We start from the raw sequence: 26,029 nt of genomic DNA, 5'->3' as shown, positions 1-26,029 counted from the left end.
ACCCGCCACCCTGCCGGCCCTGGACCTGCCCTGCTTCACCGACGGCAGCACCGTCACCCTGGCCGGGCTACGCGGTCCGGCGGTCGTCAACCTGTGGGCCTCCTGGTGCGCACCCTGCCGGGACGAGCTGCCCGCCTTCCAACGGCTGGCCGAGCGCACCGCCGGGACCCTGCACGTGGTCGGGGTCAACAGCCGGGACGGCCGCGAGGCGGCCCGGTCGGTCGGCCTGGACCTCGGCCTGACCTTTCCGACCCTCGCCGACCCGCAGGAGCAACTGTCCCGGCAGCTCGGCCGCAACGCCCTCCCGCTGACCCTCTTCGTCGACGGGCAGGGCCGGATCAGGCACCTCGACAGCTCCGGCGCCCTGGACGACGCCACGCTCACCGGCCTGGTCCGGCAGCACCTCGGGGTGGTGTCCGGATGACCGACCGCCGACCGCCGCAGTGGTTCCAACCGCTGCTCACCCGGCTCGGCTCGGCCCGCGCCGAGGACTTCACCCGGCTGACCACCCCGGCCAGCGGCGGCCGGGAGAGCGCCGTGCTGGTCCTGCTCGGTGAGGACGCCGGGACCGGCCCGGACGTGCTCGTACTCCAGCGGGCCGCCACCCTGCGCAACCATGCCGGCCAGCCGGCCTTCCCCGGCGGTGCGGCCGACCCGACCGACGCGGACGCCGCCGCCACCGCGCTGCGGGAAGCCAACGAGGAGGTGGACCTGGACCCGTCCACCGTCACCGTCCTCGCCGAGCTGCCGAAACTCTGGATCCCGGTGAGCGAGTTCGTGGTCACCCCGGTCCTCGGCTGGTGGCACCGGCCACACCCGGTCCACCCCAGGGAACCGGCCGAGGTGGCCCACGTGGCCCGACTGCCGATCGCCGAGCTGGTCGACCCGGAGAACCGGATGCGGGTACGGCATCCCAGTGGCTGGATCGGGCCCGCCTTCTCGGCCCGGGGGATGCTGGTCTGGGGGTTCACCGCCGGGGTGCTCGCCGCCCTGCTGGAGATGGGTGGCTGGGCCCGCCCCTGGCCGAACGACCGGGTGATCGACCTGCCGCCGTCCGGCGCCGCGCCGGCCCCGTCGGCCGGGACCGGTCCGGCCGAGGAGATGACCGGTCCGCTGCCCTGACCGTCACCCGGCAGGGGACGCCGGTCGACCGGGACCGGGCGCCGGGCGGGACCGGTGACGGGCCGCGCCCGGACGACGCGACCGACAACGAGCGGCGCCAGGCCGACCGGCGCGGCCCCGAGCGGGCCGGCTCCCCGTAGGCTGGGCTGGTGTCCGCGGTGGATGTCATTCTGCTCCTGCTCATGCTGGTGTTCGCGATCAGCGGCTACCGGCAGGGCTTCGTCATCGGGGTGCTGTCGTTCACCGGGTTCTTTCTCGGCGCACTGATCGGCCTGCAACTCGGCCCGCTGCTCGCCGAGCAGTTCAGCAGCGGTGTGATGCGGGTCGTCGTCGCGCTCGTCGCCATCTTCGGACTGGCCGTGCTCGGCCAGGCACTCGCCGGTTGGGTCGGTTCCCACCTGCGGCACGCGATCACCAGCCGGGTCGGCCGTCGGGCCGACGACATCGGGGGTGCCTTCGTCTCCCTCTTCGCCGTGCTGCTCGTCGCCTGGCTGGTGGCCGTACCGCTCGGCTCGTCCTCGCTGCCCTGGCTGGCGAGTTCGGTACGGAACAGCGCACTGCTCACCGTCGTCGACCGGGTCCTGCCCGACCAGGCCCAGCAGCTCTCCACGGCCCTCCGGGACGCCGTGGACACCAACGGCTTCCCGGACGTGTTCGGTGACCTCGCCCCCACCCGGGCCCGGCAGGTCGAGCCGCCCGACCCGGCACTCGCCGGCTCGCCGGTGGTCGCCAACGGGCGGCAGTCCGTGGTCAAGGTGCTCGGCTCCGCGCCGAGCTGCTCCCGCCGGATCGAGGGCTCCGGGTTCGTGTACGCCGACGACCGGGTGATGACCAACGCCCACGTGGTGGCGGGTACCCGGAGCGTGTCGGTGGAGCTGGACGGTGAGCGGTACGACGGTCGGGTGGTGGTCTACGACCCGGACCGCGACCTGGCCGTGCTGTACGTACCCGACCTGCCGGGGCCGTCGATGCGGTTCGCGGCCGGGCCGGCGCCGACCGGGGCGGACGCCATCGTCCTCGGTTTCCCGCTCGACGGGCCGTACAACGCCCAGTCGGCCCGGATCCGGGACGTGGACCGGATCACCGGTCCGGACATCTACGAGGCGGGCGACGTGACCCGCGAGGTCTACACCATCCGGGCCTGGGTGCGCAGCGGCAACAGCGGTGGCCCGCTGGTCGCCCCGAACGGGCTGGTGCTGGGGGTGATCTTCGCGGCGGCGGCCGACGACCCGAACACCGGCTTCGCGGTGACCGCCGCCGAGGCGCGACCGGTCGCGGTGGCCGGTGTGGAACGCACCCGGGCCGTCGGTACCGGCAACTGCACCTGACGAGCGGCGACTGCATCCGCTGCCGCACCTCGCGGCCGGCCCGCCCCACCACGGGCGGCCGGCGGGGCGTCAGCAGTCAGGGACGCATGTCGGCCGGAAGGGACCTGCCGGTGCCCACCGCCGGCCGGGTCGCCGGACGGTTGCCGGTACCCGTGGGCGCCGGGCTGGCGGAGTGCGGCAGCCCCTCCGGCCGCGCAGAGGTGTCCGCAGCCGGTGCCTGGCCCGCCGTCTTCGGCGCGGAGCCGAACCCCGCCACCCCGGGCGAACTCTGGTCGTCGAGAGGATTGCGTCCGACCTGGGAGACCTCGCCGTTCAGCGCGGCCACCGGGTCGACCAGGCCGTAGCCGAAACGGTTGTCCCGACCGGCCGGGCCGAGGTCACGGGCGGTGCTCAGGAGCCGGTTCACCACGTCACCGGCCGGCATCTGCGGCCAGCGGGCGCGTACCAGCGCGGCGGCGGCGGCCACCAGGGGCGCCGCGAAGCTGGTGCCCTGTACCCGCCAGAAACCGCCGGGTCGGGCACTGACCAGACCGGTCGCCGGTGCGGTGAGGACGGTCTCCGGGCCGGTCACCGAGCCCGTCCAGAGCGCGTCGCTCTCCCGTTCCAGGCCGGCGACCGCGATCACGCCCGGCTCCCGGGCCGGGTACCAGACGTCGGTGCCCATCGACGCGGCGACGTTGCCGGTGCAGGCGACCACCACCACGTCCCGGGCGAACGCGTAGTCGAGGGCCGCCGCCAGGGCCGGGCTGTCGCCGTTCCCGCCGAGGGAGAGGTTGATGACCCGGGCCCCGTTGTCGACCGCCCAGCGCACCCCCTTGGCGACGATGAGCGCGTCGTCGTACCGGTTCTCCGCGTCGAGGACCCGGACCGGCAGGATCCGGGCGTCGGGGGCCAGCCCCACCGCGCCGGTCGGGTCGTCGCGGTGCCCGGCGATCAGGGTCGCCACCGTGGTGCCGTGCCCGACCGGGTCGTGCTGCCCGTTGCCGGTGCCGGCGACCAGGTCGAGGCCGGGGAGGACCTGCCCGGCGAGATCCGGGTGACTGGCGTCCACTCCGGAATCGATCACCGCGACGGTCACGCCGCGCCCGGTGGACACCTGCCAGGCGGTCTCGGCGCGGAGTTCACGTAGCTGCCACTGCTCGTCCCGGATCGCGTCGAGCCGGACCGGGAGGTCGAGTGGACGACCGGCCGGCTGGCCCGGCGAGGCGGACAGCGCGCCCACGGGTCGCCCGGCGTCCGGCGGCGCGGCCCGGTGACCGGTGGCGCCGACGGTGGTCGGACCGGCGGGGCCGGTACCCGACGGGTCCGGTGTGGCCGTGGTCGTCGCCACCGCCGCCCCGCCGGTCACGACCACGACGAACGCCGTCGTCGCAGCGAACCGCCGGACGACGCCGCGACGCCCCAGCCGTAGCCCAGTCACACCTTCAGCCATTCACCCGGGCGGACACATGACGATCGGAGGTTACCCGTTTTCCGCTCCGCTTCGGAGTGTTCCTTGAATACTCGTTCAGCGACGTTACCCACCGGTCCGACCTGGTGACGCCGTGATCCGGCCCGGTGACGCCGTGATCCGGCCTGGTGACGCCTCATGACGGCGGAAGGTACGCCAGTTGGACGAGGCGTACCCCCTCCGCGCGGGTGACCAGCCGGCCCCGTCCCGGCGGCAGCGGACCCGGCCGGACCGACCCCACCAGCGGCCCCTCCTCGGGTTTGCCGGCCATCACCAGCCCGGCCGTGGAGAGTTCGTGCAACCGCTGCATGACCGGTTCGAAGAGTCCCCGGGCGGCCCCGCCGGCCCGGCGGGCCAGCACCAGGTGCAGCCCCACGTCCCGGGCCTGGGGCAGGTACTCCTCCAGGGCCCGCAGCGGGTTCGTCGGCCCGGTCGCCACCAGGTCGTAGTCGTCCACCAGGACGAACAGCTCCGGTCCGGTCCACCAGGACCGGTCCCGCAACTGCCCGGGTGTGACGTCCGGGCCGGCGATCCGGCGTTGCAGGTAGCCGGCGGCGCTCTCGATCAGGTCGGCGGTCGCACTGGCCGCCGTACCGTAGCCGATCAGGTGTTCGCTCTGGACCGCCCCGAGCAGGCTGCGCCGGTAGTCGACCAGGATCATCCGGGCCTGCTCCGGGGCGAACCGCTGGCTGATCGTGGTGGCCAGGGCGCGCAGGAACGACGACTTGCCGCACTCGGCGTCACCGAAGAGCACGAAGTGCGGCTCGGAGGCGAAGTCGAGGACCACCGGGCGCAGGTCCGACTCGGCGATGCCGACCGGCAGGTGCAGGCCGCTGCTCCCCGAGCGGTCCAGGTCGGCGTACCCGAGCACCGGCGGCAGCAGCCGCACCCGGGGCGCGGGCGGCCCCGACCAGGCCCCGGCGACCGCCTTGACCAGATCCGCCGGCTCGCCACCGGCCAGCCGGGGCAGCGCGGTCAGGAAGTGCAGGCTCGCTGCGGTGATCCCCCGGCCGGGGGTCTTGTCCGGCACGTTCGTCGCGGCCCGACGGGACACCACCGAGTCGGTCGGGTCGCCGAGCCGTAGCTCCACCCGGGAGCCGAACAGGTCCCGGATCGCCGGCCGGAAGTCCATCCACCGGGTGGCGGAGGCCACCACGTGCACACCGTAGGAGAGGCCCCGGGTGGCCAGGTCGGTGATCGCCGGTTCCAGGTCGTCGTACTCGCCGCGCACCGTGGACCAGCCGTCCACCACCAGGAACACGTCACCGAACGGGTCGCCGGAGGGGTGACCGGTGGTCAGTGCCGAGGCCCGACGCCGCCGGTACTCGGCCATCGACTCGATGCCCGCTGCGGCGAACCGGCGCTCCCGGTCCGCGAGCAGGGACGTCAGTTCCCCGACGGTACGGCGTACCGCGGTGCTGTCGGCCCGGCCGGCCACCCCGCCGACGTGCGGCAGGTCGCGCAGCCCGGTCAACGACCCGCCACCGAAGTCGAGGCAGTACACCTGCACCTCGGCCGGCGTGTGGGTGAGCGCCAACGCGCAGATCAGGGTACGCAGCACGCCCGACTTGCCGCTCTGCGGACCGCCGACCACCGCCACGTGTCCGGCCGCCCCGTCCAGGGCCAGCCAGAGCAGGTCCCGCCGCTGCTCGAAGGGTTTGTCGACCAGGGCGACCGGCACCTGCAACGCGCCGTGCAACTCGGGGTTGCCGACCCCGAACCCGCGTACCGGATCGGTGCCGACCGGCCCGAGCAGGTCGTCCAGGGCGGGCGGATCGCCGAGCGGCGGCAGCCACACCCGGTGCGCCGGTGGGCCCTGCCCGGCGATCCGGTCCACCAGCACGTCGAGCAGCGACGCGGCAGCCGGCTCGTCCGGGACGGTCGTCTCGACCGGCTGCGGCACCTCCGGTACCGGCACGAAGTGCGTGGCGAAGGTGAGCAGCCGGGGCGTACCCGGGGCCGGGCCGTCCGGGCCGGAGCGGTCGCGTCGACGGACCGGCCCGGAGACGTACGCCGCCTTGAACCGGACCAGGGGCTCGTTGCCGAACCGTAGGTACCCGTGCCCGGGGGAGCGGGGCAGCTCGTACGCGTCCGGTACGCCGAGCACCGTCCGGGACTCCAGCGCGGAGAAGGTACGCAGACCGATCCGGTACGACAGGTGGGTGTCCAGTCCGCGCAGCCGACCCTCCTCCAGCCGTTGGGAGGCCAGCAGCAGGTGTACCCCGAGGGACCGGCCGAGCCGGCCGATCTGCACGAACAGCTCGATGAAGTCCGGTTTGGCGGCGAGCAGTTCGGAGAACTCGTCGCAGACGACGAGCAGGGACGGCAGCGGGGCGAGCGCCACCCCACCGGCCCGGGCCCGTTCGTAGTCCCGCAGGCTGGCATAGTTGCCCGAGCGGCGGAGCAGCTCCTGCCGGCGGACCAGTTCCCCGTTGATCGCGTCGACCATCCGGTCGACCAGGGGCAGCTCGTGGGCCAGGTTGGTGATCATCGCGGCGGTGTGCGGCAGCCGGTCCAGGGTGGCGAAGGTCGCCCCGCCCTTGTAGTCGACCAGGACGAAGTTGAGCGCCGCCGAGCTGTGCGTCGCGGCGAGCCCGAGGACCAGCGTACGCAGCAGCTCGGACTTGCCGGAGCCGGTCGCGCCGATGAGCAGTCCGTGCGGACCCATGCCGTCCTGCGCCGACTCCTTCAGGTCCAGCTCGATGGCGCCCCCGTCGACCCCCACCCCGACCGGTACCCGCAGCCGGTCCCGGTCCGGTCGGGGCGCCCAGCCCTGCTCGGTGCCCCAGTTCTCCGGGTCACCGAAGCCGAGGAGTTCCGGCAGCCCCGGCTCGATCCGGACCGGCGTGTCCGACCCCGGACCGGTGGCGGCGAGCCGCAGCGGCGCCAGCCGGCGGGCCACCGCCTCGGCCTCGGCGACGTCGAGCCGGTCCGGGGTGCCCACCTCCGCGCGGCCGTCGACGGTCGTACTGAGCAGCCGGTCGCCGTGCAGCTCCAGCAGCAGGGTAACCCGGTCCGGCAGCCGGGGCGGTGGACTGTCCAGGTCGAACACGGTGACCCCGTCGACGCCGCCCTCGCCGCCCAGCGTGGTCGAGCCGGTCAGGTCACCACCGTCCAGGATCACCACCAGGTGCGGGCCCTCGGTGACCGGGCCGGTCGGACCGAACCGGGGTCGGCTGGCGAGGACGTTGTCGAGCAGTCGCTCCAGCTCCACGGCGGAGCTGGTGACCAACCGGGCGGGGCCGAGCGCGTCGGTACGGCTGGGGTGCTGGGCGTGGGGCAGCCACTTGACCCACTCCCAGGCAGCCCGACGTTCCGGGCCGGCGCAGACCGCGATCAGCAGTTCGTCCGGGGCGTGGAAGACGGCGAGCTGGGTCAGCACCGCCCGGGCCAGTCCCTGCGCCTGGTCGTCCCCGGCGGTGCCCGACCGGGCGGGTGTCGTGCCCGGCCCGTCGGGTGTCGTGCCCGGCCCGGCGTTCGGCACGGACCGGACGAAGACCCGGGCGAAGCTGCGCAGCGACAGGGCCACCGGCAGGTCCGGCACCACGGCGTACGCGTCCAGGAACCGCCGGAGCGCCCCGGCGGTCATCGGCTCCAGATCCTCCAGTGGCCGGGTGACCGGCGGGATCAGCGGGGTGGCCAGGGTCTGCGGGCCGAGCCCGACCCGGACCACCGCGAAGTCCGGATCGCGGGGGCGGCGTTCCCAGACCCGGTGGCTGTCCACCGTCGACCAGAGCCGGGCGGGGTCGGGGTGCCGGTAGAGCAGGGCGACCCGTTGCCGGTCGGCGGTGGCGCGTACCCGCCGCCGCAGGGTGGCCAGGTGCCGCAGGTACTCGCGTCGGGCGGCCATCAGCTCGGACCGGTTCGGTGAACCGGCGGCACCGCCCCAGGAGGTGACCAGCATGGCCAGGGAGGAGAGCCCGAACATGGCACCGACCACGTAGGAGTAGGCCCCGCCGCCCCGGCCGAACATCATCGCCATCGCCACCGAACCGCCGAGCATCGGCAGCAGCATCAGCGCCTGCTGCCACCGGCCCCCGGTCACCGCGGGGATCTCCGGTGGCGGCTCGACCGGCACCTCCCCGACCGGGATCTCCGGTGCCGGCCGGCGCGGTGGTCGCTTGATGACGACGGTACCCAAGAGTCCTCCCGATGCGCTCGGTGACCCGAGCCTGGCTCATGGTAGGTAAAGTCCCGTCGTCCGTGCAGCCGCTCCGAGGGAGGACCGATGGGTACGGGGCTCGCCCGGGTCACGATCAGCGCACCGCACCGCCGGGTCGACGTCGCCCTGCCCGAGCAGACACCCCTCGCCGAACTTCTCCCCGAGGTGCTGCGGCACGCCGGGGACGGGCTGGCCGACGACGGGGAACAGCACGGCGGCTGGGTGTTGCGACGTACCGACGGGGTGGCGCTCTCCACCGCGCAGGCCCTGCTCGCCCAGGGCGTCCGGGACGGGGAGGTGCTGCATCTCGTCCCGGCCCGCGCCCAGTGGCCGGAGTGGGAGTACGACGACGTGGTGGAGGCGATCGTCGACGGCGCCCGGCGCCGGGGCGGCGCCTGGTCCGGCCCGGCCACCCGGGCGGCCACCCTGACCGGCGCCGGGGTGCTGCTGGCCGTCGGGCTGGTGGCCGTACTGGCCGGCGGGCCGGGGCAGCCGGGTGGCGGGCTGCCCGCCCTGGTGGTGGCCGGGGTGCTCGCCGTCGCCGGGGCCCTCGCCTCCCGGGCGTACGGTGACGCGCCGGCCGGCGCCACGCTCGCCGGGTACGCCCTGCCGTACGCCTTCGTCGGCGGGGCGCTGCTGGTCGGCACCGGTGACCCGGTCGGCCTGCCGGGGCCGCTGCGCTGGGTCGGCGCGCCCGAACTGCTCGCCGGATCGGTGGCCCTGCTGCTGGTCGGCGTCTTCGCCCTGGTCGCGGTGGCGTCCCGGGTACGCCTCCTGGTCGCCGGGGCGACCACCGGCCTGCTCGGTGCGGTGGCCGCGCTCGGCGGCCTGGTCCTGCCGGCGGCCGGCGCGGCAGCCGTGCTGCTCTGCGCGCTGGTCCTGCTGGTCGCCGCGGTGCCGCTGCTGGCGATCCGGTTGGGCCGGGTACCACTGCCACCGGTCGCGCTGCCGGCGACCACGTCCGACGGCGGGCCGGACACCGCCCGGGAGCTACCCGACCGGGCCCGGGTCTTCGCCGCCGTGGCCCGCAGTGAGGAGATGCTCAGCGGCCTGCTGACCGCCCACGCGGTCGCCGCGGTCGGCGCCACGGCCGTCCTCGTCACCGCCGGTGGTACCGCCGGTCGGCTGCTGGTGGCGGTCTGCGCCGCCGCGCTGCTGCTGCGGTCCCGGCTCTTCGTCGCGCTCCGGCACCGGGTGCCGCTGCTGGTCGCCGGGCTGGGTGGGGTGGCGCTGCTCGGTGCCGCACTGGCCGGCGGTACCGGACCGACCGGTCGGTTGGTGCTGGTCGGGGCCGCGCTGCTGGCCGCCCTGCTCACGACAGCGGCCGGTGCGACGTACGCGCACCGGCCGGTTTCGCCGTATCTGGCCCGCGCGGCGGACCTCACCGAGACCGCCCTGGTGGTCTCGGTGGTACCCGTCGCCTGCGCGGTCCTCGGTCTCTACGACCGGGCCCGGGGCCTGCTCGGCTGACCCGGGCCGGACCACGCTCAACTCAGTGGTGCGCGCCCTCACCGGAGGCCTGGGCCTCCTGGTGGCGCCGGTACGACGCCCGGATCTCGGCCTCCGCCTCGGTCCGGCCGACCCAGGTGGCGCCCTCCACGGACTTGCCCGGCTCCAGGTCCTTGTACACCTCGAAGAAGTGCTGGATCTCCAGCCGGTCGAACTCGCCCAGGTGGTGGATGTCGCGCAGGTGCTCCTGACGCGGGTCCTCGTAAGGTACGCAGAGGACCTTGTCGTCGCCGCCCTTCTCGTCCGTCATCCGGAACATGCCGATCGTGCGGCACCGGATCAGGCAGCCGGGGAAGGTCGGCTCGGGTACCAGCACGAGCGCGTCCAGCGGGTCGCCGTCCTCGCCCAGGGTGCCCTCGATGAAGCCGTAGTCCGCCGGGTACTGCGTGGAGGTGAAGAGGGTGCGGTCCAGCCGGATCCGGCCGGTCACGTGGTCCACCTCGTACTTGTTCCGGTGACCCTTCGGGATCTCAACCGTAACGTCGAAATCCATCTCACGCTCCCTCGTTTGCCCACGCTGGCTGACGGAACCTGTGCCGGAACCGGACGGGCGAATGCTCTCCACCGGCTCCGGGCGCCACATAGTGTTCGGACCGAAGTAGTGTCACCTAGCCGGATTTCGGGATGGTGAGGAGGGGCCGGTGGGGAGGGAAGATTCACACTACCGCCCGCAGGACGGTCCGGGACCGGAGAATGGCCGGTCCGGTCCGTGGCAGCAGCCGGCCACCCCGGCTCCTCCGCCCGCCCCGGCGCCCCGCCGTCGTGGCCGCCTGCTGGCCGTGCTGGCGGTGGTACTGCTGCTCGCAGTCACCGCGGTCGGCCTGGTGGTGGTCCGGCCCGGTCCGGTCGACGGCTGGCTGGGCGGTTCGGCCGCCGCACCGGAATGGACCGCGCCGGTGGAACCGAGCCCGTCGCCGGTGCTCGGCGAGCCGGTGTCCGCCGCCCCGTCACCCACCCCGGACGGGGTGCGCGCCGTGCTGGACCCGCTGGTCCGGGCCGCCGCGCTCGGTGAGCGGGTGCACGTCTCCGTGGTCGACGTGTCCTCCGGTACCTCGCTCTACGACAACGGCGGCGACGCGCCCACCGTGCCGGCCTCGGTGACCAAGCTGGTGACCGGGGTGACCGCCCTCGCGGCCCGGGGCCCCGGTCACCGCATCCCGACCCGGGTGGTGGCCGGCCAGAACCCGGGCGAGGTGGTGATCGTCGGCGGCGGGGACCCCACCCTGGCGATCGACGGCACCGGCTTCTACCCCGGGGCGGCCCGGCTCGACAAGCTGGCCGAGCAGGTCAAGCAGGCGCTGGGCGGGACCGCCCCGACGGCGGTCGTGGTCGACTCCACGCTCTTCCCCGGCCCGGTGTACGGCCCCGGCTGGGACGCCGACATTCCGACCGGTGGCTTCGGCGGTGCGGTGACCGCCCTGATGACCGACGGTGCCCGCCGGGATCCGAAGGCCGGGCCGAAGTACGCCGAACGCTTCCCCGATCCCGACCTCGCCGCCGGACGGGCGTTCGCCCGGCTGCTCGGTCCCTCCGGTGCCGCCGCGAAGGTCACGAAGGGCAAGGCCCCGGAGACCCCGGCCGGTTCACCCGCCGCCGGTACCGCCCCGGCACCCGGCACCGAACTGGGTCGGGTCGAGTCCCCACCGCTGGTCCGCCTGGTCGACATCATGATCAGCAGCAGCGACAACATCATCGCCGAGGCACTGGCCCGCCAGGTCGCGCTGGCCCGGAACCAACCCGCGTCGTACACCGGGGCAGCCGCCGCGATGGACGAGGTGGTGGCCGAGCTGGGGCTGCCCGCCGACGAACTCACCCTCTCCGACGGCAGCGGGCTGTCCCGCCGCAACCGGATCAGCCCCTCGCTCCTGACCGACCTGCTGGTGCTGGCCGGCAACGGGAGCCGCTCCGAACTGGCCGGCGTGTTCAGCGGCCTGCCGGTGGGCGGCTGGTCGGGCACCCTCGCCGACCGGTACGCCCCTGCGGCCGGTACCACCGCCGGGGCCGGCGTGGTCCGGGCCAAGACGGGCACCCTCACCGGCGTGCACGCCATCTCCGGCCTGGTCACCACCGCCGACGGGCGGCTGCTGGCGTTCGCGGTGCTGACCGACAAGGTGCCGGGCGGGTCGGAGACCGCCCAACCGGCCCTGGACCGGATCGGGGCCGCGCTCGCCGGCTGCGGGTGCCGCTGACCAATACAGCGTTCCGGGTGGGTACGTCCCCACCTGAGCCGGGTTGGGGGTGTTCCGACCCGGGTACGGTGGGGTGCATGGCGCAGTTCGTGGACTGGGATCTGGCCGCCGCCACCGCGGGGGCACTGGGCAAGTCGGGGCCCCGGGTCTCGTTCGCCGAAGCGACCGACGTGGTGGCCGACCTGCGGCGGTTGACCGACGAGGCCGCCGGCCACGTGACGGAGTACACCGGCCTGCGGTCCCAGGTGGAGCATCCGCCGGTCCGGGTGGTCGACCGGCGGGACTGGGCGGCGAACAACATCGCCGGCCTGCGTGAGGTGATCAACCCACTGGTCGCCCGGCTCTCCGGCGACAAGCAGCCCGGTGCGTTGACCGAGGCGATCGGCTCCCGGCTGACCGGCGTGCAGGCCGGTACGGTCCTGGCCTACCTCTCCGGCCGGGTCCTCGGGCAGTACGAGGTCTTCTCCGCCGACCCGGGCCAGTTGCTGCTGGTCGCCCCGAACATCGTCGAGGTGGAACGGAAACTCGGCGCCGACCCGCGCGACTTCCGGCTCTGGGTCTGCCTGCACGAGGTCACCCACCGCACCCAGTTCACCGCCGTACCGTGGATGCGCGGTCACTTCCTCGGCGAGGTGCAGGCGTTCGTCGACGCCTCACAGAACGGTGGGGAGAACTTCCTCGACCGGCTGCGGCGCGGCATCGGCACCCTCTCCGACGCGGTCCGCGACCCGGACAGCCGCACCAGCGTGCTGGACCTCGTGCAGACCCCCGGGCAGCGGGCCGTGCTCGACCGGCTCACCGCCCTGATGACCCTGCTGGAGGGGCACGCCGAGTTCGTGATGGACGGCGTCGGACCGGAGGTCATCCCGAGCGTCGAACGGATCCGGGCCGGCTTCAACCAGCGCCGCGAGTCGGGCAACCCGCTGGAGAAGGCGATCCGCAAGCTGCTCGGCATCGAGGTCAAGATGCGCCAGTACGCCGAGGGGCGCAAGTTCGTGCACGGTGTCGTCGCACGGGTCGGCATGACCGGCTTCAACAAGATCTTCAGCTCCCCGCTGACCCTGCCCCGCCTGGACGAACTGGGCGACCCGGACGCCTGGGTCGCCCGGGTGCACGGCCCGCTCCCCCCGACGCCACCGGACGCCGACGGCCCGGTCGTCGCCTGACCCGGCCACTGTGGCCGCCCTCGCCCCGCCGGTCGCCGCGCTCCGCGTCGCGGTCCGGCGGGCCCTGACCGGCGTACCCGGCCCCGGGCCGGTCCTGGTCGCCTGCTCCGGCGGGGCGGACTCGCTCGCCCTCGCCGCCGCCACCGCGTTCGTGGCCCCCCGGCTCGGCCGGCCCGCCGGGCTGGTCACCGTCGACCACGCCCTCCAAGCCGGCTCGGACGAGCGGGCCGCCGCCGTCGTCAGGTGGGCCCGGACGGTCGGTCTCGACCCGGCCGAACAGATCCGGGTGGACGTCACCGGCCGACCCGGTGGCCCGGAGGCAGCCGCCCGGCAGGCCCGTTACGAGGCGCTGGTGGCGGTCGCCCGCCGGCACCGGGCGGCTGCCGTACTGCTCGGCCACACCCGGGACGACCAGGCCGAGACGGTACTGCTGGCCCTCGCCCGGGGTGCCGGCCCGCGCGGGCTGGCCGGGATGCCGCCGGTGCGGGACCTCGACGGGGTGACCCTGCTCCGCCCGCTGCTCGACACCAGCCGGGAGGAGACCCGCAAAGCGTGCGCGGCCCTCGGGCTCACGCCCTGGGAGGACCCGCACAACGCCGACCCGTCGTACGCCCGCGCCCGGGTCCGCGCCGACGTGCTGCCGGTGCTCGTGCAGGCGCTCGGCCCGGGGGTACTGGACAACCTCGCCCGTACCGCCCGACTCGTCGCCGCCGACACCGCCGCCCTCGACGGTCTCGCCACCGCTGCCCTGGACCGGGTCCGCTGCGCCGACGGCGGGCTGGCCGTGGCCGGACTGGCCGGGCTGGTACCGGCGGTCCGCACCCGGGTCCTGCACTCCTGGGCCCGGGAACTCGGCGCGCCGCCGGCCGCCCTGTCCCACCGGCACGTCGCCGCCCTGGACGCCCTGGTCACGACCTGGCACGGCCAGGGCCCGGTGCACCTGCCCGGCGCGGTAGAGGTGACCCGGCGGGACGGCCGACTCGTCCCGGGGAAGAGCGCCGGGTAGAGCACGGGGCGGAGCGCCGGCCAGCACGCCGGGGTGGAACCGGCGGCGGTCGGGCGGTACACATGGCGGATGCCGTACCCCCGCCACCCGCTGTACGCCCCGCACGGCGCCGTCGCCACCAGCCACCCGCTCGCGGCGGCAGCCGGCCTCGCGGTACTCCGCCGGGGCGGCAACGCCGTCGACGCGGCGCTCGCCACCGCGATCACCCTCACCGTGGTCCAGCCGGGCAGCAACGGCATCGGGGGTGACCTGTTCGCCATCGTCTGGCACGACGGGCGGCCGTACGGCCTGAACGCCTCCGGCCGGTCCCCGGCAGCGCTGACCCTCCAGGCGGTGCTCGCGGCCACCGACGGACGGGGGGTACCCCCGGTCGACGCGCTCGGCGGGGCCCAGTCGGTGGGGCCCGCGATGCCGGCCCGGGGGTGGCTGCCGGTCACCGTCCCCGGGGTACCGGCCGGCTGGCGGGACCTGCACGACCGGTTCGGCGCGCTGCCCTTCGCCGACCTGTTCACCGACGCGGTCGGCTACGCCGAACACGGGCACCCGGTCTCCCCGGGCGCGGCGCAGACCTGGCGCCGGGCCGTCGACGAGCACGCCCGGCTGACCGGGCCCGAGTTCGCGGAGTGGACCCGGGTCTTCACCCTCGCCGGCCGGGCGCCCCGCCCAGGTCAGCGGTGGCGGAACCCCGACCTCGCCGTCACGCTGCGCCGGATCGCGTCGACCGGCGCCGCCGACTTCTACACCGGCCGGACCGCCGAGGCCCTCGACGCGTACGCCGCCCGGAGCGGCGGTCTGCTCACCGCCGCCGACCTGGCCGCCCACCGGTCCACCTGGGTCGACCCGGTGGGCGTGGACTACCGGGGCCACCAGGTGTGGGAGTTGCCGCCGAACGGGCAGGGCGTCGCCGCGCTGCTCGCCCTGGGCATCCTCGACGGGACGGACCCGGCCGGGCTGCCCGCCGACGAACGGATGCACCGGCAGATCGAGGCGACCAAACTCGGGTTCGCCGACGCGCACGCGTACGTCGCCGACCCGGACCGGGCGGCCGTGCCGCTGGCCGGCCTGCTCGACCCCGGGTACCTGGCCGCGCGGCGGGCGCTGATCGGTGACCGGGCCGGCGAACCGGCCGCCGGGGAGCCCGAGCGGGGCGGGACGGTGTACCTCTGCACCGCCGACGCCCACGGCACGATGGTGAGCCTGATCCAGTCCACCTACCTGGGCTTCGGGTCGCACGTGGTGCTGCCCGGCCACGGGTTCGGGTTGCAGAACCGGGGGACCGGTTTCCGTCTCGACCCGGACCACCCGAACGTGGTCGGCCCGGCGAAACGTCCCTTCCACACCATCATCCCCGGTTTCCTCAGCCGGGACGGTGCGGCGGTGGGGCCGTTCGGGGTGATGGGCGGGCACATGCAGCCGCAGGGGCACGTGCAGCTGGTCTCGGCCACCGTCGACCAGGGGCTCGACCCGCAGGCCGCGCTGGCCGCACCCCGCTGGTACTGGCACGCCGGCCGGACCGTGCTCGTCGAGCGGGAACTGCGGGACGCCCCGGGTGGCGCCGGACTCGTCGACCGGCTCCGGGCCCGGGGACACCAGGTGGCCGTCGTGGACTCGCCGGCCACCTTCGGGTACGGCCAGGCGATCTGGCGCCTCCCGGAGGGCGGGTACGTCGCCGGCTCCGAGCCCCGGGTGGACGGCTGCGCCCTCGGCTGGTGACCGGGCGGGCACTTTGGGTGCCGGAGATGTGACGTACCGGCAAAGGGGGCGCCCCGGCGACGGCGGCCGACCGGCGTACGGCAGGCTTAGTCACATGGCTGACGGCTCCTGGTACGACGCCGACATCGACCACGTGATCATTTCGGAGGCGCAGATCCGCGACAAGACCGCGGAACTGGCCAAACAGGTATCGGCGGACTACGCCCACGTGCAGGACGGACTCCTGCTCGTCTGCGTGCTCAAGGGCGCGGTCATGTTCATGGCCGACTTCGCCCGCGCCCTGGGGCGACAGGGCCCGCCGGCTGAGCTGGAGTTCATGGCCGTCTCCTCGTACGGTCAGGGCACCACCTCCTCCGGGGTGGTCCGCATCCTCAAGGACCTGGACCGGGACATCGCCGGCCGGCACGTGGTGGTGGTCGAGGACATCGTCGACTCCGGTCTGACCCTCTCCTGGCTGCTGCGCTACCTGGAGTCGCGCTCGGCGGCGAGCGTCGAGGTGGTCGCCCTGTTCCGGAAGCCGGACGCGGTCAAGGTCCCCGTCCCGGTGAAGTACGTCGGCTTCGACATTCCGAGCGAGTTCGTGGTCGGCTACGGTCTCGACTTCGGTGAGCGGTACCGCGAGGTGCCCTACGTCGGCGTCCTGAAGCCCGAGGTGTACGCCCGCGCCTGAGCGGGCCCACCGCACCCGGCCGGAGCTGCACCGAGCTGACGTACAGCGCGCTTTCAGGAATCCCGGTTACCGTATCGGGTGGTGGCGCGGAGGTTGTTCCGCGCCGGGCCGCACCGCCGGTGTGACCGGACCGGCGGGGTGACCTGGTACGGATCCGTCGCCACGCCGGCACGACGGGTACCACCATCGGGTGTGCGACTGCGGGGCTCGCAAGCTCTACTCGCATTCCGGCGCCGCCGCGTCCCACGCGAGCGGCTCCGGAACGCTCGCTCCTCGCGCTCACGGTGGTCTTCCGGGTTCGCGACTGCGGGGCTCGCAAGCTCACTCCTCGCGCTCACGGTGTACCGTCGAATGACCGCGGCGCGGCATTTCGCGCGCTTCGGGGTCGAAGCCGGCCCGCACGGCGGCTCCGGCGCCGCTCCGGCGGCGAACCCATCAGACGGTCAGGACGTCGATCAGGAGGGTCCGGGCGCTCGGCGCTCGACAACAGCATGGAACGTACGCGTTTCTTCCGCCGCCCGGTGGTCTGGATCATCCTGGTGATCGCCGGCGCGATTCTGCTCAGTCAGCTGTTCACCGGTGGTCCGAGCTACCACAAGGTGGACACCTCCATTGCGCTCGATCAGCTCAACACGGGTCAGATCGAGAAGGCCGTCTTCCAGGACAAGGAGCAGACGCTCCAGCTCGACCTGAAGGACAAGGCCAAGTTCGGTGACACCACCACCGACAAGATCCAGGCCCAGTTCCCGTACGAGGTGGGTGACGAGGTCTGGAACCAGGTCCTCGCCGCCAAGGCCGCCAACCGGATCACCGGCCCGGCGAACACCGAGGTCTCCAGCGACAGCATCCTGGTCAGCCTGCTGGTCAACCTGCTGCCGATCGCGCTGCTCGTCATCCTGCTGCTGTTCTTCATGTCGCAGATGCAGGGCGGCGGCTCCCGAGTGCTCAACTTCGGCAAGTCCAAGGCGAAGATGATCACCAAGGACACGCCGAAGACGACCTTCGCCGACGTGGCCGGGGCCGAGGAGGCCGTCGAGGAGCTGCACGAGATCAAGGACTTCCTGCAGAACCCGGCGAAGTACCAGGCTCTCGGCGCCAAGATCCCCAAGGGTGTGCTGCTGTTCGGCCCGCCCGGTACCGGTAAGACGCTGCTGGCCCGCGCGGTCGCCGGCGAGGCCGGGGTGCCGTTCTACTCGATCTCCGGTTCCGACTTCGTGGAGATGTTCGTCGGTGTCGGCGCCAGCCGGGTCCGCGACCTCTTCGAGCAGGCCAAGGCGAACGCCCCGGCGATCGTCTTCGTCGACGAGATCGACGCGGTCGGCCGGCACCGGGGCGCCGGCATGGGCGGCGGCCACGACGAGCGGGAGCAGACCCTCAACCAGCTCCTCGTCGAGATGGACGGCTTCGACACCAAGGGCGGGGTCATCCTGATCGCCGCCACCAACCGGCCCGACATCCTCGACCCGGCCCTGCTGCGTCCCGGCCGGTTCGACCGGCAGATCCCGGTGGACCAGCCGGACATGGAGGGCCGCAAGGCGATCCTGCGGGTACACGCCAAGGGCAAGCCGTTCACGCCCGACGTCGACCTCGACGCGGTGGCCCGGCGTACCCCCGGCTTCAGCGGTGCCGACCTGGCCAACGTGATCAACGAGGCCGCCCTGCTGACCGCCCGACGTGACCAGCGGGCGATCACCAACGACTCCCTGGAGGAGTCGATCGACCGGGTGATCGCCGGCCCGCAGCGCCGGACCCGGGTCATGGGCGACCAGGAGAAGAAGATCACCGCGTACCACGAGGGTGGCCACGCGCTGGTCGCCTGGGCGCTGCCGCACGCCGCGCCGGTGCACAAGGTGACGATCCTGTCCCGGGGTCGCTCGTTGGGCCACACCCTGGTGCTGCCCACCGAGGACAAGTACACCCAGACCCGGGCCGAGATGGTCGACACCCTGGCGTACGCGCTGGGCGGCCGGGCCGCCGAGGAACTCGTCTTCCACGAGCCCACCACCGGCGCCGGCAACGACATCGAGAAGGCCACCCAGCTGGCCCGCGCGATGATCACCCAGTACGGCATGAGCTCCAAGCTCGGTGCCATCAAGTACGGCACCAGCGGCGACGAGCCGTTCCTCGGCCGCAACATGGGCCACGAGCGGGACTACTCGGACACCGTTGCGGCCGAGATCGACGCCGAGATGCGGGCCCTGATCGAGCTGGCCCACGACGAGGCGTGGGAGATCCTGGTCGAGTACCGCGACGTGCTGGACAACATCGTGCTGGAGCTGATGGAGAAGGAAACCCTCTCCACCGCCGACATGGCCCGGATCTGCGCCCGGGTACGCAAGCGGCCGCCGATGGCCCCGTACAACGGCTTCGGCAAGCGGCAGCCCTCCACCGAGCCGCCGGTGCTCACGCCCGCCGAGAAGGAGGCGCTGAAGGCACAGGCTGCCGCCGACGGCGTCCAGGCGAACGTCGGCGGCAGGACGACCAGCAACTCGGACGGTACACACTGAACCCCGAGCACGACGACGCGGCGGCCAGCCAGGGTGAACCTGCGCTGGCCGCTTCGTCCACCGAACCCGACGGCGACGAGACACTCGACTACCTCGCCGCCAGACTCGTCAACGGCAAGCTCACCGGTCGCCCCGTCGAGCAGGCGGTCGACCTGGCCCGGATCGAAAAGGCGGTCCGGGAGATCCTGATCGCGGTCGGCGAGGACCCGGACCGGGACGGGCTGCTCCAGACCCCCGCCCGGGTGGCCCGTGCCTACGCCGAACTCTTCGCCGGCCTGCGGGTCGACCCGGCCCAGGTACTCACCACCACCTTCGAGGCCAACCACGAGGAACTCGTCCTGGTCCGGGACATCGACGTGATGAGCCTCTGCGAACACCACCTGCTGCCCTTCCGGGGCAGTGCGCACATCGGGTACATCCCCGGACCGGACGGCCGGATCACCGGCCTGTCCAAGCTGGCCCGCCTGGTCGAGGTCTTCGCCCGCCGACCGCAGGTGCAGGAGCGGCTCACCGCACAGGTCGCCGACCTGCTGATGGACCGGCTCGGGGCGCGTGGCGTGGTGGTCGTACTCGACTGCGAACACATGTGCATGGCGATGCGTGGCATCCAGAAATCCGGGGCCCGGACGATCACCTCGGCGGTCCGGGGCACCCTGCAACGGGACGCCAAGTCACGGGCCGAGGCGATGGCCCTGATCATCCCGCGCTGACCGGTACGCGTCGGCCGGTCGCCCCTCCCGTGGCGACCGGCCGTGCCGCACTTGAGAGCGCGTCCGCCCGGTCGCCCGGCGACGCTCAGCGCAGCAGCAGGACCACCATCGACACCGTCGCCACCAGGGCCGGTGCCAGACACACCACCCCACCGAGAAGCGGGGTACGGTCCACCGGCGCGCCCGGTACGGTCCGGAACAACCGCCCCACCAGCAGCAGGCCCGCACCGAACGCGAACAGCGGCATCGGCAGCCCGACGGCCAGCGCCAGCACCGACACCCAGCCACCACCGGCGTACAGGTGCACCAGCACCTGGAGCACCGGGACCAGCAACGCCAGCGGGACGTACACCAGCAGATTCCGGACCGGTACCAGCCAACGGGCTCCGGTGGCCGCCAGCTCGGCGTCCGCCATCCGCAGTTTCCCGCCCGCGTCCCGTAACGCGGCGAGCACCGCGACCGGCCCGGCCACCATCCCCCGCGCCGCCGCCGACACCTCCGGCGGTGACGGCGTCAGGTCCAGCACCGGTACACCCAACCCGCACAGCCGTGACTGCTGCGGCGCCAGCAGCGCGCGTACCCCGGCCAGCTCCTCCCGGGCGGCCTGCACCGACCGGGCCTGCTCGCCCGCCGCAGAGGCCGCGCCGCGCCGCACCGCGTCCAACTGACGGGCCGCGGCCACGTACTCGGACCAGGCGTCGACGCTTCCCGCCGGATCGTCCGGCTGCACACCGCCGGACCGCTGCTGTCCGACGCTGATCGTCTGCCCGGTCACCCGTCCACCCCGCTCTCCGCGTACGGCACCAGCACGGTCACCCGGTCGGCCAGCACGTCCCGGAACAGCGCCCTTCCCGGTCGGAGCCGCTCCGGCACCACGTCACCGGGCAGCCCGGCCAGCTGCGCCGGCAGCGGGTCCACGAGCACCACGCCGCCGAAGCCCGGTCCGTCGGCACCGCCGGAGCATGCCGCACCCGCTGCCGTCTCCCGCCCGGACACCAGCAGGTGCACTCCCCGGGCCGGGCCGTCCCGGAACACGGCGGTGAACCGCTCGTCGACCGGACCGACACCGCCGTCCGTCCGTGGCGGCAGGTCGGCCGGCGGCAGCTCGTCCCAACCGAAGACGACCAGGTACCCCGACTGGTCACCGTCCAGCGCGGCGAGCAGACCCGCCCCGTCCACGGTGGTCACCTGGTGGCGCTCCGCCAACTCCTCGGCGAGACCGGCGGCGACCTGGGCGGTCCCGGCGGCGAGCGGCGCGAGTACGAAACGGGCCGTACCGGACTCGTGATGGGCGGCCACCGTCCGGACCGCCGTGGCCAGCAGCCGGGCGGCGGCCCCGGTGGCACCGAACACGGCCAGATGCCGGCCCGGTGCACTGTCCAGGGGGAAGCCGACCGGCGACCGGGGTACGTCGACCGCCCGGCCCAGCAACGCGACCGGCCCGTCGGCCCGGCCGGCGAGCGCCGCCCGGTAGACCGGATCGTTCCCCAGGTGCGGCCGGGCATAACCGGCGAAGACCGTCGGTGGTCCAGCGCCCTCAGGGCGGGCCGACCAGAGCCGGTGCCGCAGTGCGGCGACCAGCCCCGGATCCTCCAGCGGATCCGGGAACCGCACCAGCCGCTCGTGCCCCCGCACCGCGCCCCGGGGACCACCCAGGCCACCCGCCGTGTTCACCACGGCCGAACCCAGGGGCAGCCCAGCCGCCGCGTCGTTGGCCGGGGCGAGCACGCCGCCACCGCCCGGCAGGGCCACCCGGACCGGGAACTGACCCAGCAGGGGATCCCGCCGGCCCTGGCCCGACCCGGTCCCGGTGTCCCCCTGACCAGCGGCCGTAGGCCCCTCCCCGATGGTGCCGTCACCGGCCAGCACGAGATGGATCCCGTACGGCCTTCCCCGCCGGGTCAACGTCTCCAACCGCGTCGTCACCTCGACGGCCAGCCGGTCCCGCTCGGCGAGAAGCAGGTGGAAGCTCTCGATCACACAGACCAGCCGGGGCGGCCGGTCCTCCGGCGGCAGGGCCGCCAACCGGGCAACCCCGGCCCGCTCACACAGGTCGGCCCGCCGTTCGAGTTCGACGCCCAACTCGGCCAGCACCGCGAGGACGTACTCACGGTCGGCCTCAAGCCCGGCGGCCCGTACCTGAGGTAGCCACGCCCGGTCCCGCTCGGTCTGCAGGCACTCCGCAAACGACTCGCCCTCAGCAGCATCGACGAGGTAGAAGGCCAGCTCATCCGGGCCGTAACGGGCGGCCAGGCCGACAATGACATTGGTCAGGAAGGCCGACCGACCAGAACCCGACCGTCCACTGACCAGCCAGTGCGGCGTCAGATCGGCGAAACCGAGGTCGACCGCCCGGCCTGCGGCGAACCCCACCGTCGTGGTGAGCCCCTCCGCCCCGGACTCCGTCCACAGGTCGGCATCCGGGGCAGGCAGCAGATCCGGTAAGCGCGGTTGGCGGCCCGAGTCGATCTGCGCGGCACGCTCCCGGCACACCCGGTCGATCAGTTCCGGCCCCGGATCAGCGTCGACGAAGACCGGACAGTTCAGACCCGCAGCCGGACCGCCGCCCGTCGCCCCGTCGAGCACCGGCGCACCGAGCACCGTCCCGGGCGGAGCCCCGACCAGCGCGTACGGGTTACGCATCGTCACCGGTGTCGCGTACGCCAACGGAGGCCTGGTCAACTCCGGGGTGAGCGGTGGCGGCGGCCAGCCCGCGACCACGAGATGCAGACCGGCGGCCGGCCCCTGTTCGGCCAGCACGCTGATCCTGTCCAGGTCGGCGGGCTCGACCAACTCGGGCAGCGCCGCGATCATCAGCAGCATCACCCGGTCGTGCGCGGGTCGACGGCCAGCCGCGTTGGGGCGTACCCACTGCTCCGCTTCGGCCAGTACCGCCCGCAGGCCGGAATGCTCCGTCGCAGGTGGTGGCAGCAGCCCCGCGTCGGCCAGCACGGCGAAAGGGGCGAAAACCTCGGTGCTGCCCGGACCCTGCACGGCCCGTACCAGGAGCGACCCGGCGGGTGCCGAGGCGATCAGCCGGAGGAGAACCGCGCGGAGCAGCCCGGCGACCCGGGGATCCCGGGCATCGGCGTCCACCGTCAGATGACCGGTGCCGAGCAGGGGAACGAGCGCCGGGAAGCCGGCATCATCCAGCGGCTTCGCCATCCCGACCCGGACGAACGACGGCAGGACCGGGCCGGCCGGCGGCAGTGCTCCGGCCACCTCCCCAAGGTCGACGCCCGCCCACCCCGGGACGAGCCTCGCGGCAGCCGAACGCAGGCGCTCGGCAATCTGGTACTGCCGTTGCTGGTCGACCGGGACCGGACGGGTGGCGTCAAGGGCCGCCGACGCGGCGGCCACTGTGGCGGCCGCCTGCCGGTGCAGCGCGGCGGCGCGGGTGGTCCGTGCAGTCAGGCTCGCCACCGCTCCACCTCTTTCCTCGTGGCCGGCAACCCCTATGAGCAGAGACGGTAACCCAGGTGCGGCACATCTTCCGGGAAGCGCAGCGGTGGCCGGGACGGGTCGGAGGGCGGCAACGGACCACGGGAGCTGCGGGTGACCAATCGGCAGCTTCGGGGCATTGGGTACGGCGCCCGGAACCGATAGCCTCAGGGGGTGGAATCAGTGCAGCCCCCCGCCGGTTCCCAGGTCTCCCGCGTACCGGCGCAACGGACCCCGCCGGAGCAGTACGCCCCGACCCCGGTCACACCGCCAACGCCGCCCAAGCCGCGGCGGGTGCGACGCGTACTCGCGGTCGTGGCGGGTGTGCTGGCGTTGCTCTGCGTTGGTGGTACCGCAGTCGGTTACGTCCTCTACGACCGCGCCACCGCCCCCGACCGCAGCTCACCCGATGTGGTCGTGGACAACTTCCTCCGGGCTTACCTTGTGGATCGGAATGACACCAGGGCTGCGCTATTCCGTTGCGCCGAGCCAACGGGACTGATCGATCTGCAGAATTTTCGAAACGATCTGCAAGAGCGTGAGGAAAAATTCAAAACCCAGTTCCGTGTGACGTGGGGAAGTCTCCAGGTGCTAAAGCATGGCAAGGCGGCGGAAGTGAAGGTGCATCTTCAAATATCCACCCTTGTGGACGGAATATCTCAAACTGATCGTCAGCCTTGGCGTTTCGAAACTGTATTGGCGGATGATTGGCGCGTTTGTGCAGGCTCGCCGGCTGGCTAGCTCTATTCGATCCAGAGTAGGTGCACGGGGACTTCGAGAGTTGTTGGGGCCTGCCCGCGCCATGCCCATCGGTACCAGTCAAGTTCGCTGGTCACTCGGACGCACAGGTCACCGTCGGTGCCGGTGTAGGTTTCGGTAACCGCACGTAGGTTCCGGCGTTCCTCTGCGTCGGCGACGTGTACCACCCGTCTGCCGGTCACGGAGTCGGCATCCATGACGGGTGTCGGGGGCCGGTGAGTTGGCGAATCCAGCGATACGAGCCGGTCAAGAAGGTTACGGGAGAGTTCCGGGCCTCCCTTTTCGCCGACAGTCTCGACCCATACCCGATCGGCGGGGACCAGCGGTGCGAACACCTCGGTCTGCTCGGCCTCTGCCCGGTACCACTCGTGCTCGGCGATCACCGGAACGAATGTGCGGCTCGCCTGCACGACCCGGTCGTCCGCCCTCAGGTCGGCCCGCCACCCCAGGCCAGGCAACCCGACGACCACCCGCTGACCCCGAAGCTCGGTCTGCCCGGTGGCGGGCAGCAGTACGACCGGACGGGGCGGCTGAGGCGCCCAGTCGGGATGGTCGGCGAACGGGTCGGGAACTGGTCCGGTCATTCCTGTGCCAGGTAGGTCATGGAGCTCCGTTGAGCGGAGCGCCCCGGGAGCGCATGAAGGGTACCGGATCAACCGCACCACGGCTGCTCCGGTCCGCGCTGACATGCACTTCGAAGTGCAGGTGGGGGCCGGAGGAGTTTCCACTGCTGCCCACCTCGCCGATGACCTGCCCGGCCTGGACGCTCTGCCCGACGATCACCTGCGGCTTACGGATCATGTGACAGTAGCGGGTGATGTAGTCGTTTGCGTGGAGAATGTCGACGAACCAACCGCAACCACCCTTGCCTGGATATCCGTCGACGTTGCAGCTTTCCCGACCTCGGCTGTCCGGGTCGCACCGGGAGACGATCACACGGCCGGTGGTGGCGGCCCGGATGAGAGTGCCCTTCGGTGCGGCGATGTCGACGCCGTTGTGAGCTGGGCGTTCAGCGGTGCGGAAACCCGACCCCACTCCCCCGGGGATCGGCGCCGTCCAGCCCGACGCCGCAATGTTGCCCCGGGCCGCAGCCTGGCAGGCCCGGCGATTCCCGATCTCCACCGTCTGCGCGGCACCGTCCGCCAGTGCGTCGACAATTTTCGTGGCTACCGGTTCGTGTTTCGCGTAGGCATCCGGGAAGGCGCTTCGCTGTACCCGCTGGGCGGCCCGGGTCAGGCTCATCTGCTGCCAGTTCTTGACGGTGACCAGCTTCTCGTAGAACTTCCGCGCCGCATATGCGGGATCCTGCAACTGCTCTGGTGTGCCCCAGCCCTGGCTCGGTCGCTGTTGGAACAGGCCGAGTGAATCGTGATCATTGCGCGATCCGAGGTGACCGAGGTTACTCAGTCTCGATTCCTGCATCGCGGTGGCGACGGCGATGACCCAACCACGGGGTGGCACCTTCATGTCCGCCCCCACCTTGATGATGATCGCTGCATTCCGGATCTGGCTGTCGCCGTAACCGTCGATCCGCGGCATCTTTCCACGGACGTCGATCACGCCGCCACGACCGCAGCCCTCCAGTGAGTTCGTTACCGGATCGTCGGTGTCGCCACCCAGTTCGGTCAGCAGGAAGGCACCCGCCCCGCCGGTGCAGCAGAGCAGCAGCAGCGCGCCGGTCAGGGCTGTGGCCAGAGCAGCCACCCGAATGGGGCGACGCGGGCCGATGACGCCGTTCTTCGCATCATTCATGGCTGCTCCCAGTCCACCGCGTCCACCAACCAGGACCCGTCCGGTCCGACCAATTCAAGTCTCAGCCGCCCGTTGTCCAACGGGATCGTCACCTCGACGAACGACGCGGTCCGGGGTACGAGCTCGGCTTCTCCCACTGCCCGCTGCGCAGGCACCGTCGACGGATCAGCCTCCGCCAGTTCCTCGTTGAGCGTGGCAGTTGACAGGGGCCGTAGCGCTGCACGCCACTGGTCAGGGGTCATACCCGTACGGCCCAGCCAGGCGGTGGTGAACCGCTGCGCCATCGTTTCAGGGCTGGCAGCACCCGGCCGGATGGACGGTGAGGGCGGCGGGCCGGTTGCGATCAGCCCGTCGTCACCGGTCGTCGGATCGACCGTTGTGATCGGCCGACTGGGCGGATTACCCAGTCCGGAGCCTGGATCGGCAGGCCCTGAGAACAGCCTCGCCGCTCCGATGATGCCGAGTACCACCATGGCTATCCCCAGGGCGACGCCCAGCCGGGACCGGAGGACCCGGGTCGCGAGGAATTCGACCGCCCGCCGCAT

The 26,029-nt window shown here is 73.0% G+C and carries 20 protein-coding genes; 12 read left to right on the top strand and 8 right to left on the bottom strand.

The genetic code is table 11. The features are described from left to right. The 3 genes from GSF22_RS03130 to GSF22_RS03120 form a co-directional block, all read left to right on the top strand. The coding region (locus tag GSF22_RS03130) for a TlpA family protein disulfide reductase (protein ID WP_208811186.1) at positions 1 to 424 on the top strand (424 nt) is incomplete at its 5' end. Further along, positions 421 to 1,122, top strand: coding sequence for an NUDIX hydrolase (locus GSF22_RS03125; RefSeq protein ID WP_208811185.1), 702 nt, complete (start codon positions 421 to 423; stop codon positions 1,120 to 1,122). The genes GSF22_RS03130 and GSF22_RS03125, both read left to right, overlap by 4 nt. A 149-nt stretch (positions 1,123 to 1,271) precedes the next feature. Next, on the top strand, positions 1,272 to 2,450 hold the full coding sequence (locus GSF22_RS03120; RefSeq protein ID WP_208811184.1) for a MarP family serine protease: 1,179 nt from the start codon (positions 1,272 to 1,274) through the stop codon (positions 2,448 to 2,450). Positions 2,451 to 2,526: 76 nt separating this feature from the next. Here GSF22_RS03120 and mycP read toward each other — a convergent pair whose 3' ends face one another. Next, positions 2,527 to 3,882 (bottom strand): type VII secretion-associated serine protease mycosin, encoded by a 1,356-nt coding sequence (gene mycP / locus GSF22_RS03115; protein WP_208811183.1) that lies wholly within the window; start codon positions 3,880 to 3,882, stop codon positions 2,527 to 2,529. Positions 3,883 to 4,036: 154 nt separating this feature from the next. Continuing rightward, positions 4,037 to 8,041: a type VII secretion protein EccCa gene (gene eccCa, locus GSF22_RS03110; protein ID WP_208811182.1), complete on the bottom strand. Its 4,005-nt coding sequence runs from the start codon at positions 8,039 to 8,041 to the stop codon at positions 4,037 to 4,039. A gap of 87 nt (positions 8,042 to 8,128) precedes the next feature. Between eccCa and eccD the strand changes: the two genes are divergently transcribed. Next, positions 8,129 to 9,532, top strand: a complete 1,404-nt coding sequence (eccD, locus tag GSF22_RS03105) for a type VII secretion integral membrane protein EccD (protein WP_208811181.1) — start codon at positions 8,129 to 8,131, stop codon at positions 9,530 to 9,532. 22 nt (positions 9,533 to 9,554) lie between these two features. Here the strand turns inward: eccD and GSF22_RS03100 are convergent, their stop codons facing one another. Further along, the gene (locus tag GSF22_RS03100) at positions 9,555 to 10,064 is read right to left on the bottom strand and encodes an inorganic diphosphatase (protein WP_208811180.1); all 510 of its coding nucleotides are present in this window, start codon (positions 10,062 to 10,064) and stop codon (positions 9,555 to 9,557) included. Positions 10,065 to 10,350: 286 nt separating this feature from the next. Between GSF22_RS03100 and dacB the strand changes: the two genes are divergently transcribed. The 7 genes from dacB to folE all read left to right on the top strand — a co-directional run bounded on the left by dacB (position 10,351) and on the right by folE (position 19,532). Further along, positions 10,351 to 11,760, top strand: a complete 1,410-nt coding sequence (gene dacB, locus GSF22_RS03095) for a D-alanyl-D-alanine carboxypeptidase/D-alanyl-D-alanine endopeptidase (RefSeq protein WP_439957729.1) — start codon at positions 10,351 to 10,353, stop codon at positions 11,758 to 11,760. Positions 11,761 to 11,837: 77 nt separating this feature from the next. Then, positions 11,838 to 12,926, top strand: coding sequence for a zinc-dependent metalloprotease (locus GSF22_RS03090; RefSeq protein ID WP_208811178.1), 1,089 nt, complete (start codon positions 11,838 to 11,840; stop codon positions 12,924 to 12,926). Positions 12,927 to 12,936: 10 nt separating this feature from the next. After that, positions 12,937 to 13,932, top strand: coding sequence for a tRNA lysidine(34) synthetase TilS (gene tilS, locus GSF22_RS03085; protein WP_208811177.1), 996 nt, complete (start codon positions 12,937 to 12,939; stop codon positions 13,930 to 13,932). A 69-nt stretch (positions 13,933 to 14,001) separates the two neighbouring features. Further along, a complete protein-coding gene (locus GSF22_RS03080; RefSeq protein WP_208811176.1) occupies positions 14,002 to 15,645 on the top strand; it encodes a gamma-glutamyltransferase family protein in 1,644 nt (547 codons plus the stop codon). Between the two features lie 94 nt (positions 15,646 to 15,739). Next, positions 15,740 to 16,315 (top strand): hypoxanthine phosphoribosyltransferase, encoded by a 576-nt coding sequence (hpt, locus tag GSF22_RS03075; RefSeq protein ID WP_208811175.1) that lies wholly within the window; start codon positions 15,740 to 15,742, stop codon positions 16,313 to 16,315. Between the two features lie 491 nt (positions 16,316 to 16,806). Further along, entirely contained in the window at positions 16,807 to 18,822 is a 2,016-nt protein-coding gene (gene ftsH, locus GSF22_RS03070; RefSeq protein WP_208811174.1) for an ATP-dependent zinc metalloprotease FtsH, read from the top strand. A gap of 44 nt (positions 18,823 to 18,866) precedes the next feature. Then, positions 18,867 to 19,532, top strand: coding sequence for a GTP cyclohydrolase I FolE (gene folE / locus GSF22_RS03065; RefSeq protein WP_208811189.1), 666 nt, complete (start codon positions 18,867 to 18,869; stop codon positions 19,530 to 19,532). Between the two features lie 85 nt (positions 19,533 to 19,617). Here folE and GSF22_RS03060 read toward each other — a convergent pair whose 3' ends face one another. Together GSF22_RS03060 and GSF22_RS03055 are read right to left on the bottom strand one after the other, a co-directional pair. Continuing rightward, entirely contained in the window at positions 19,618 to 20,307 is a 690-nt protein-coding gene (locus GSF22_RS03060; protein ID WP_208811173.1) for a hypothetical protein, read from the bottom strand. Continuing rightward, a complete protein-coding gene (locus GSF22_RS03055) occupies positions 20,304 to 22,955 on the bottom strand; it encodes an FtsK/SpoIIIE domain-containing protein (protein ID WP_208811172.1) in 2,652 nt (883 codons plus the stop codon). The genes GSF22_RS03060 and GSF22_RS03055 overlap by 4 nt, the downstream gene beginning before the upstream one ends. A 201-nt stretch (positions 22,956 to 23,156) precedes the next feature. On the opposite strand from GSF22_RS03055, the gene GSF22_RS03050 reads away from it, so the two are divergent. After that, positions 23,157 to 23,714: a hypothetical protein gene (locus tag GSF22_RS03050; RefSeq protein ID WP_208811188.1), complete on the top strand. Its 558-nt coding sequence runs from the start codon at positions 23,157 to 23,159 to the stop codon at positions 23,712 to 23,714. Between the two features lie 2 nt (positions 23,715 to 23,716). Here GSF22_RS03050 and GSF22_RS03045 read toward each other — a convergent pair whose 3' ends face one another. From GSF22_RS03045 to GSF22_RS03035, 3 genes are read right to left on the bottom strand one after another with little or no spacing between them, the layout of a single operon-like run. After that, positions 23,717 to 24,316 carry a hypothetical protein gene (locus GSF22_RS03045; protein WP_208811171.1) on the bottom strand — a complete coding sequence of 200 codons (600 nt, stop codon included), beginning with the start codon at positions 24,314 to 24,316 and terminating at the stop codon, positions 23,717 to 23,719. A 16-nt stretch (positions 24,317 to 24,332) separates the two neighbouring features. Further along, positions 24,333 to 25,484, bottom strand: a complete 1,152-nt coding sequence (locus GSF22_RS03040) for a peptidoglycan DD-metalloendopeptidase family protein (RefSeq protein WP_208811170.1) — start codon at positions 25,482 to 25,484, stop codon at positions 24,333 to 24,335. After that, the gene (locus tag GSF22_RS03035; RefSeq protein ID WP_208811169.1) at positions 25,481 to 26,029 is read right to left on the bottom strand and encodes a hypothetical protein; all 549 of its coding nucleotides are present in this window, start codon (positions 26,027 to 26,029) and stop codon (positions 25,481 to 25,483) included. Before GSF22_RS03035 ends, GSF22_RS03040 begins: the two co-directional genes overlap by 4 nt.

Origin of the sequence: Micromonospora echinofusca (assembly GCF_017614955.1) — a bacterium.
Lineage (GTDB): Bacteria > Actinomycetota > Actinomycetes > Mycobacteriales > Micromonosporaceae > Micromonospora > Micromonospora echinofusca_A.
Note: the sequence above shows the minus strand (reverse complement) of the source record. Positions and strands in the feature narration are given on the sequence as shown.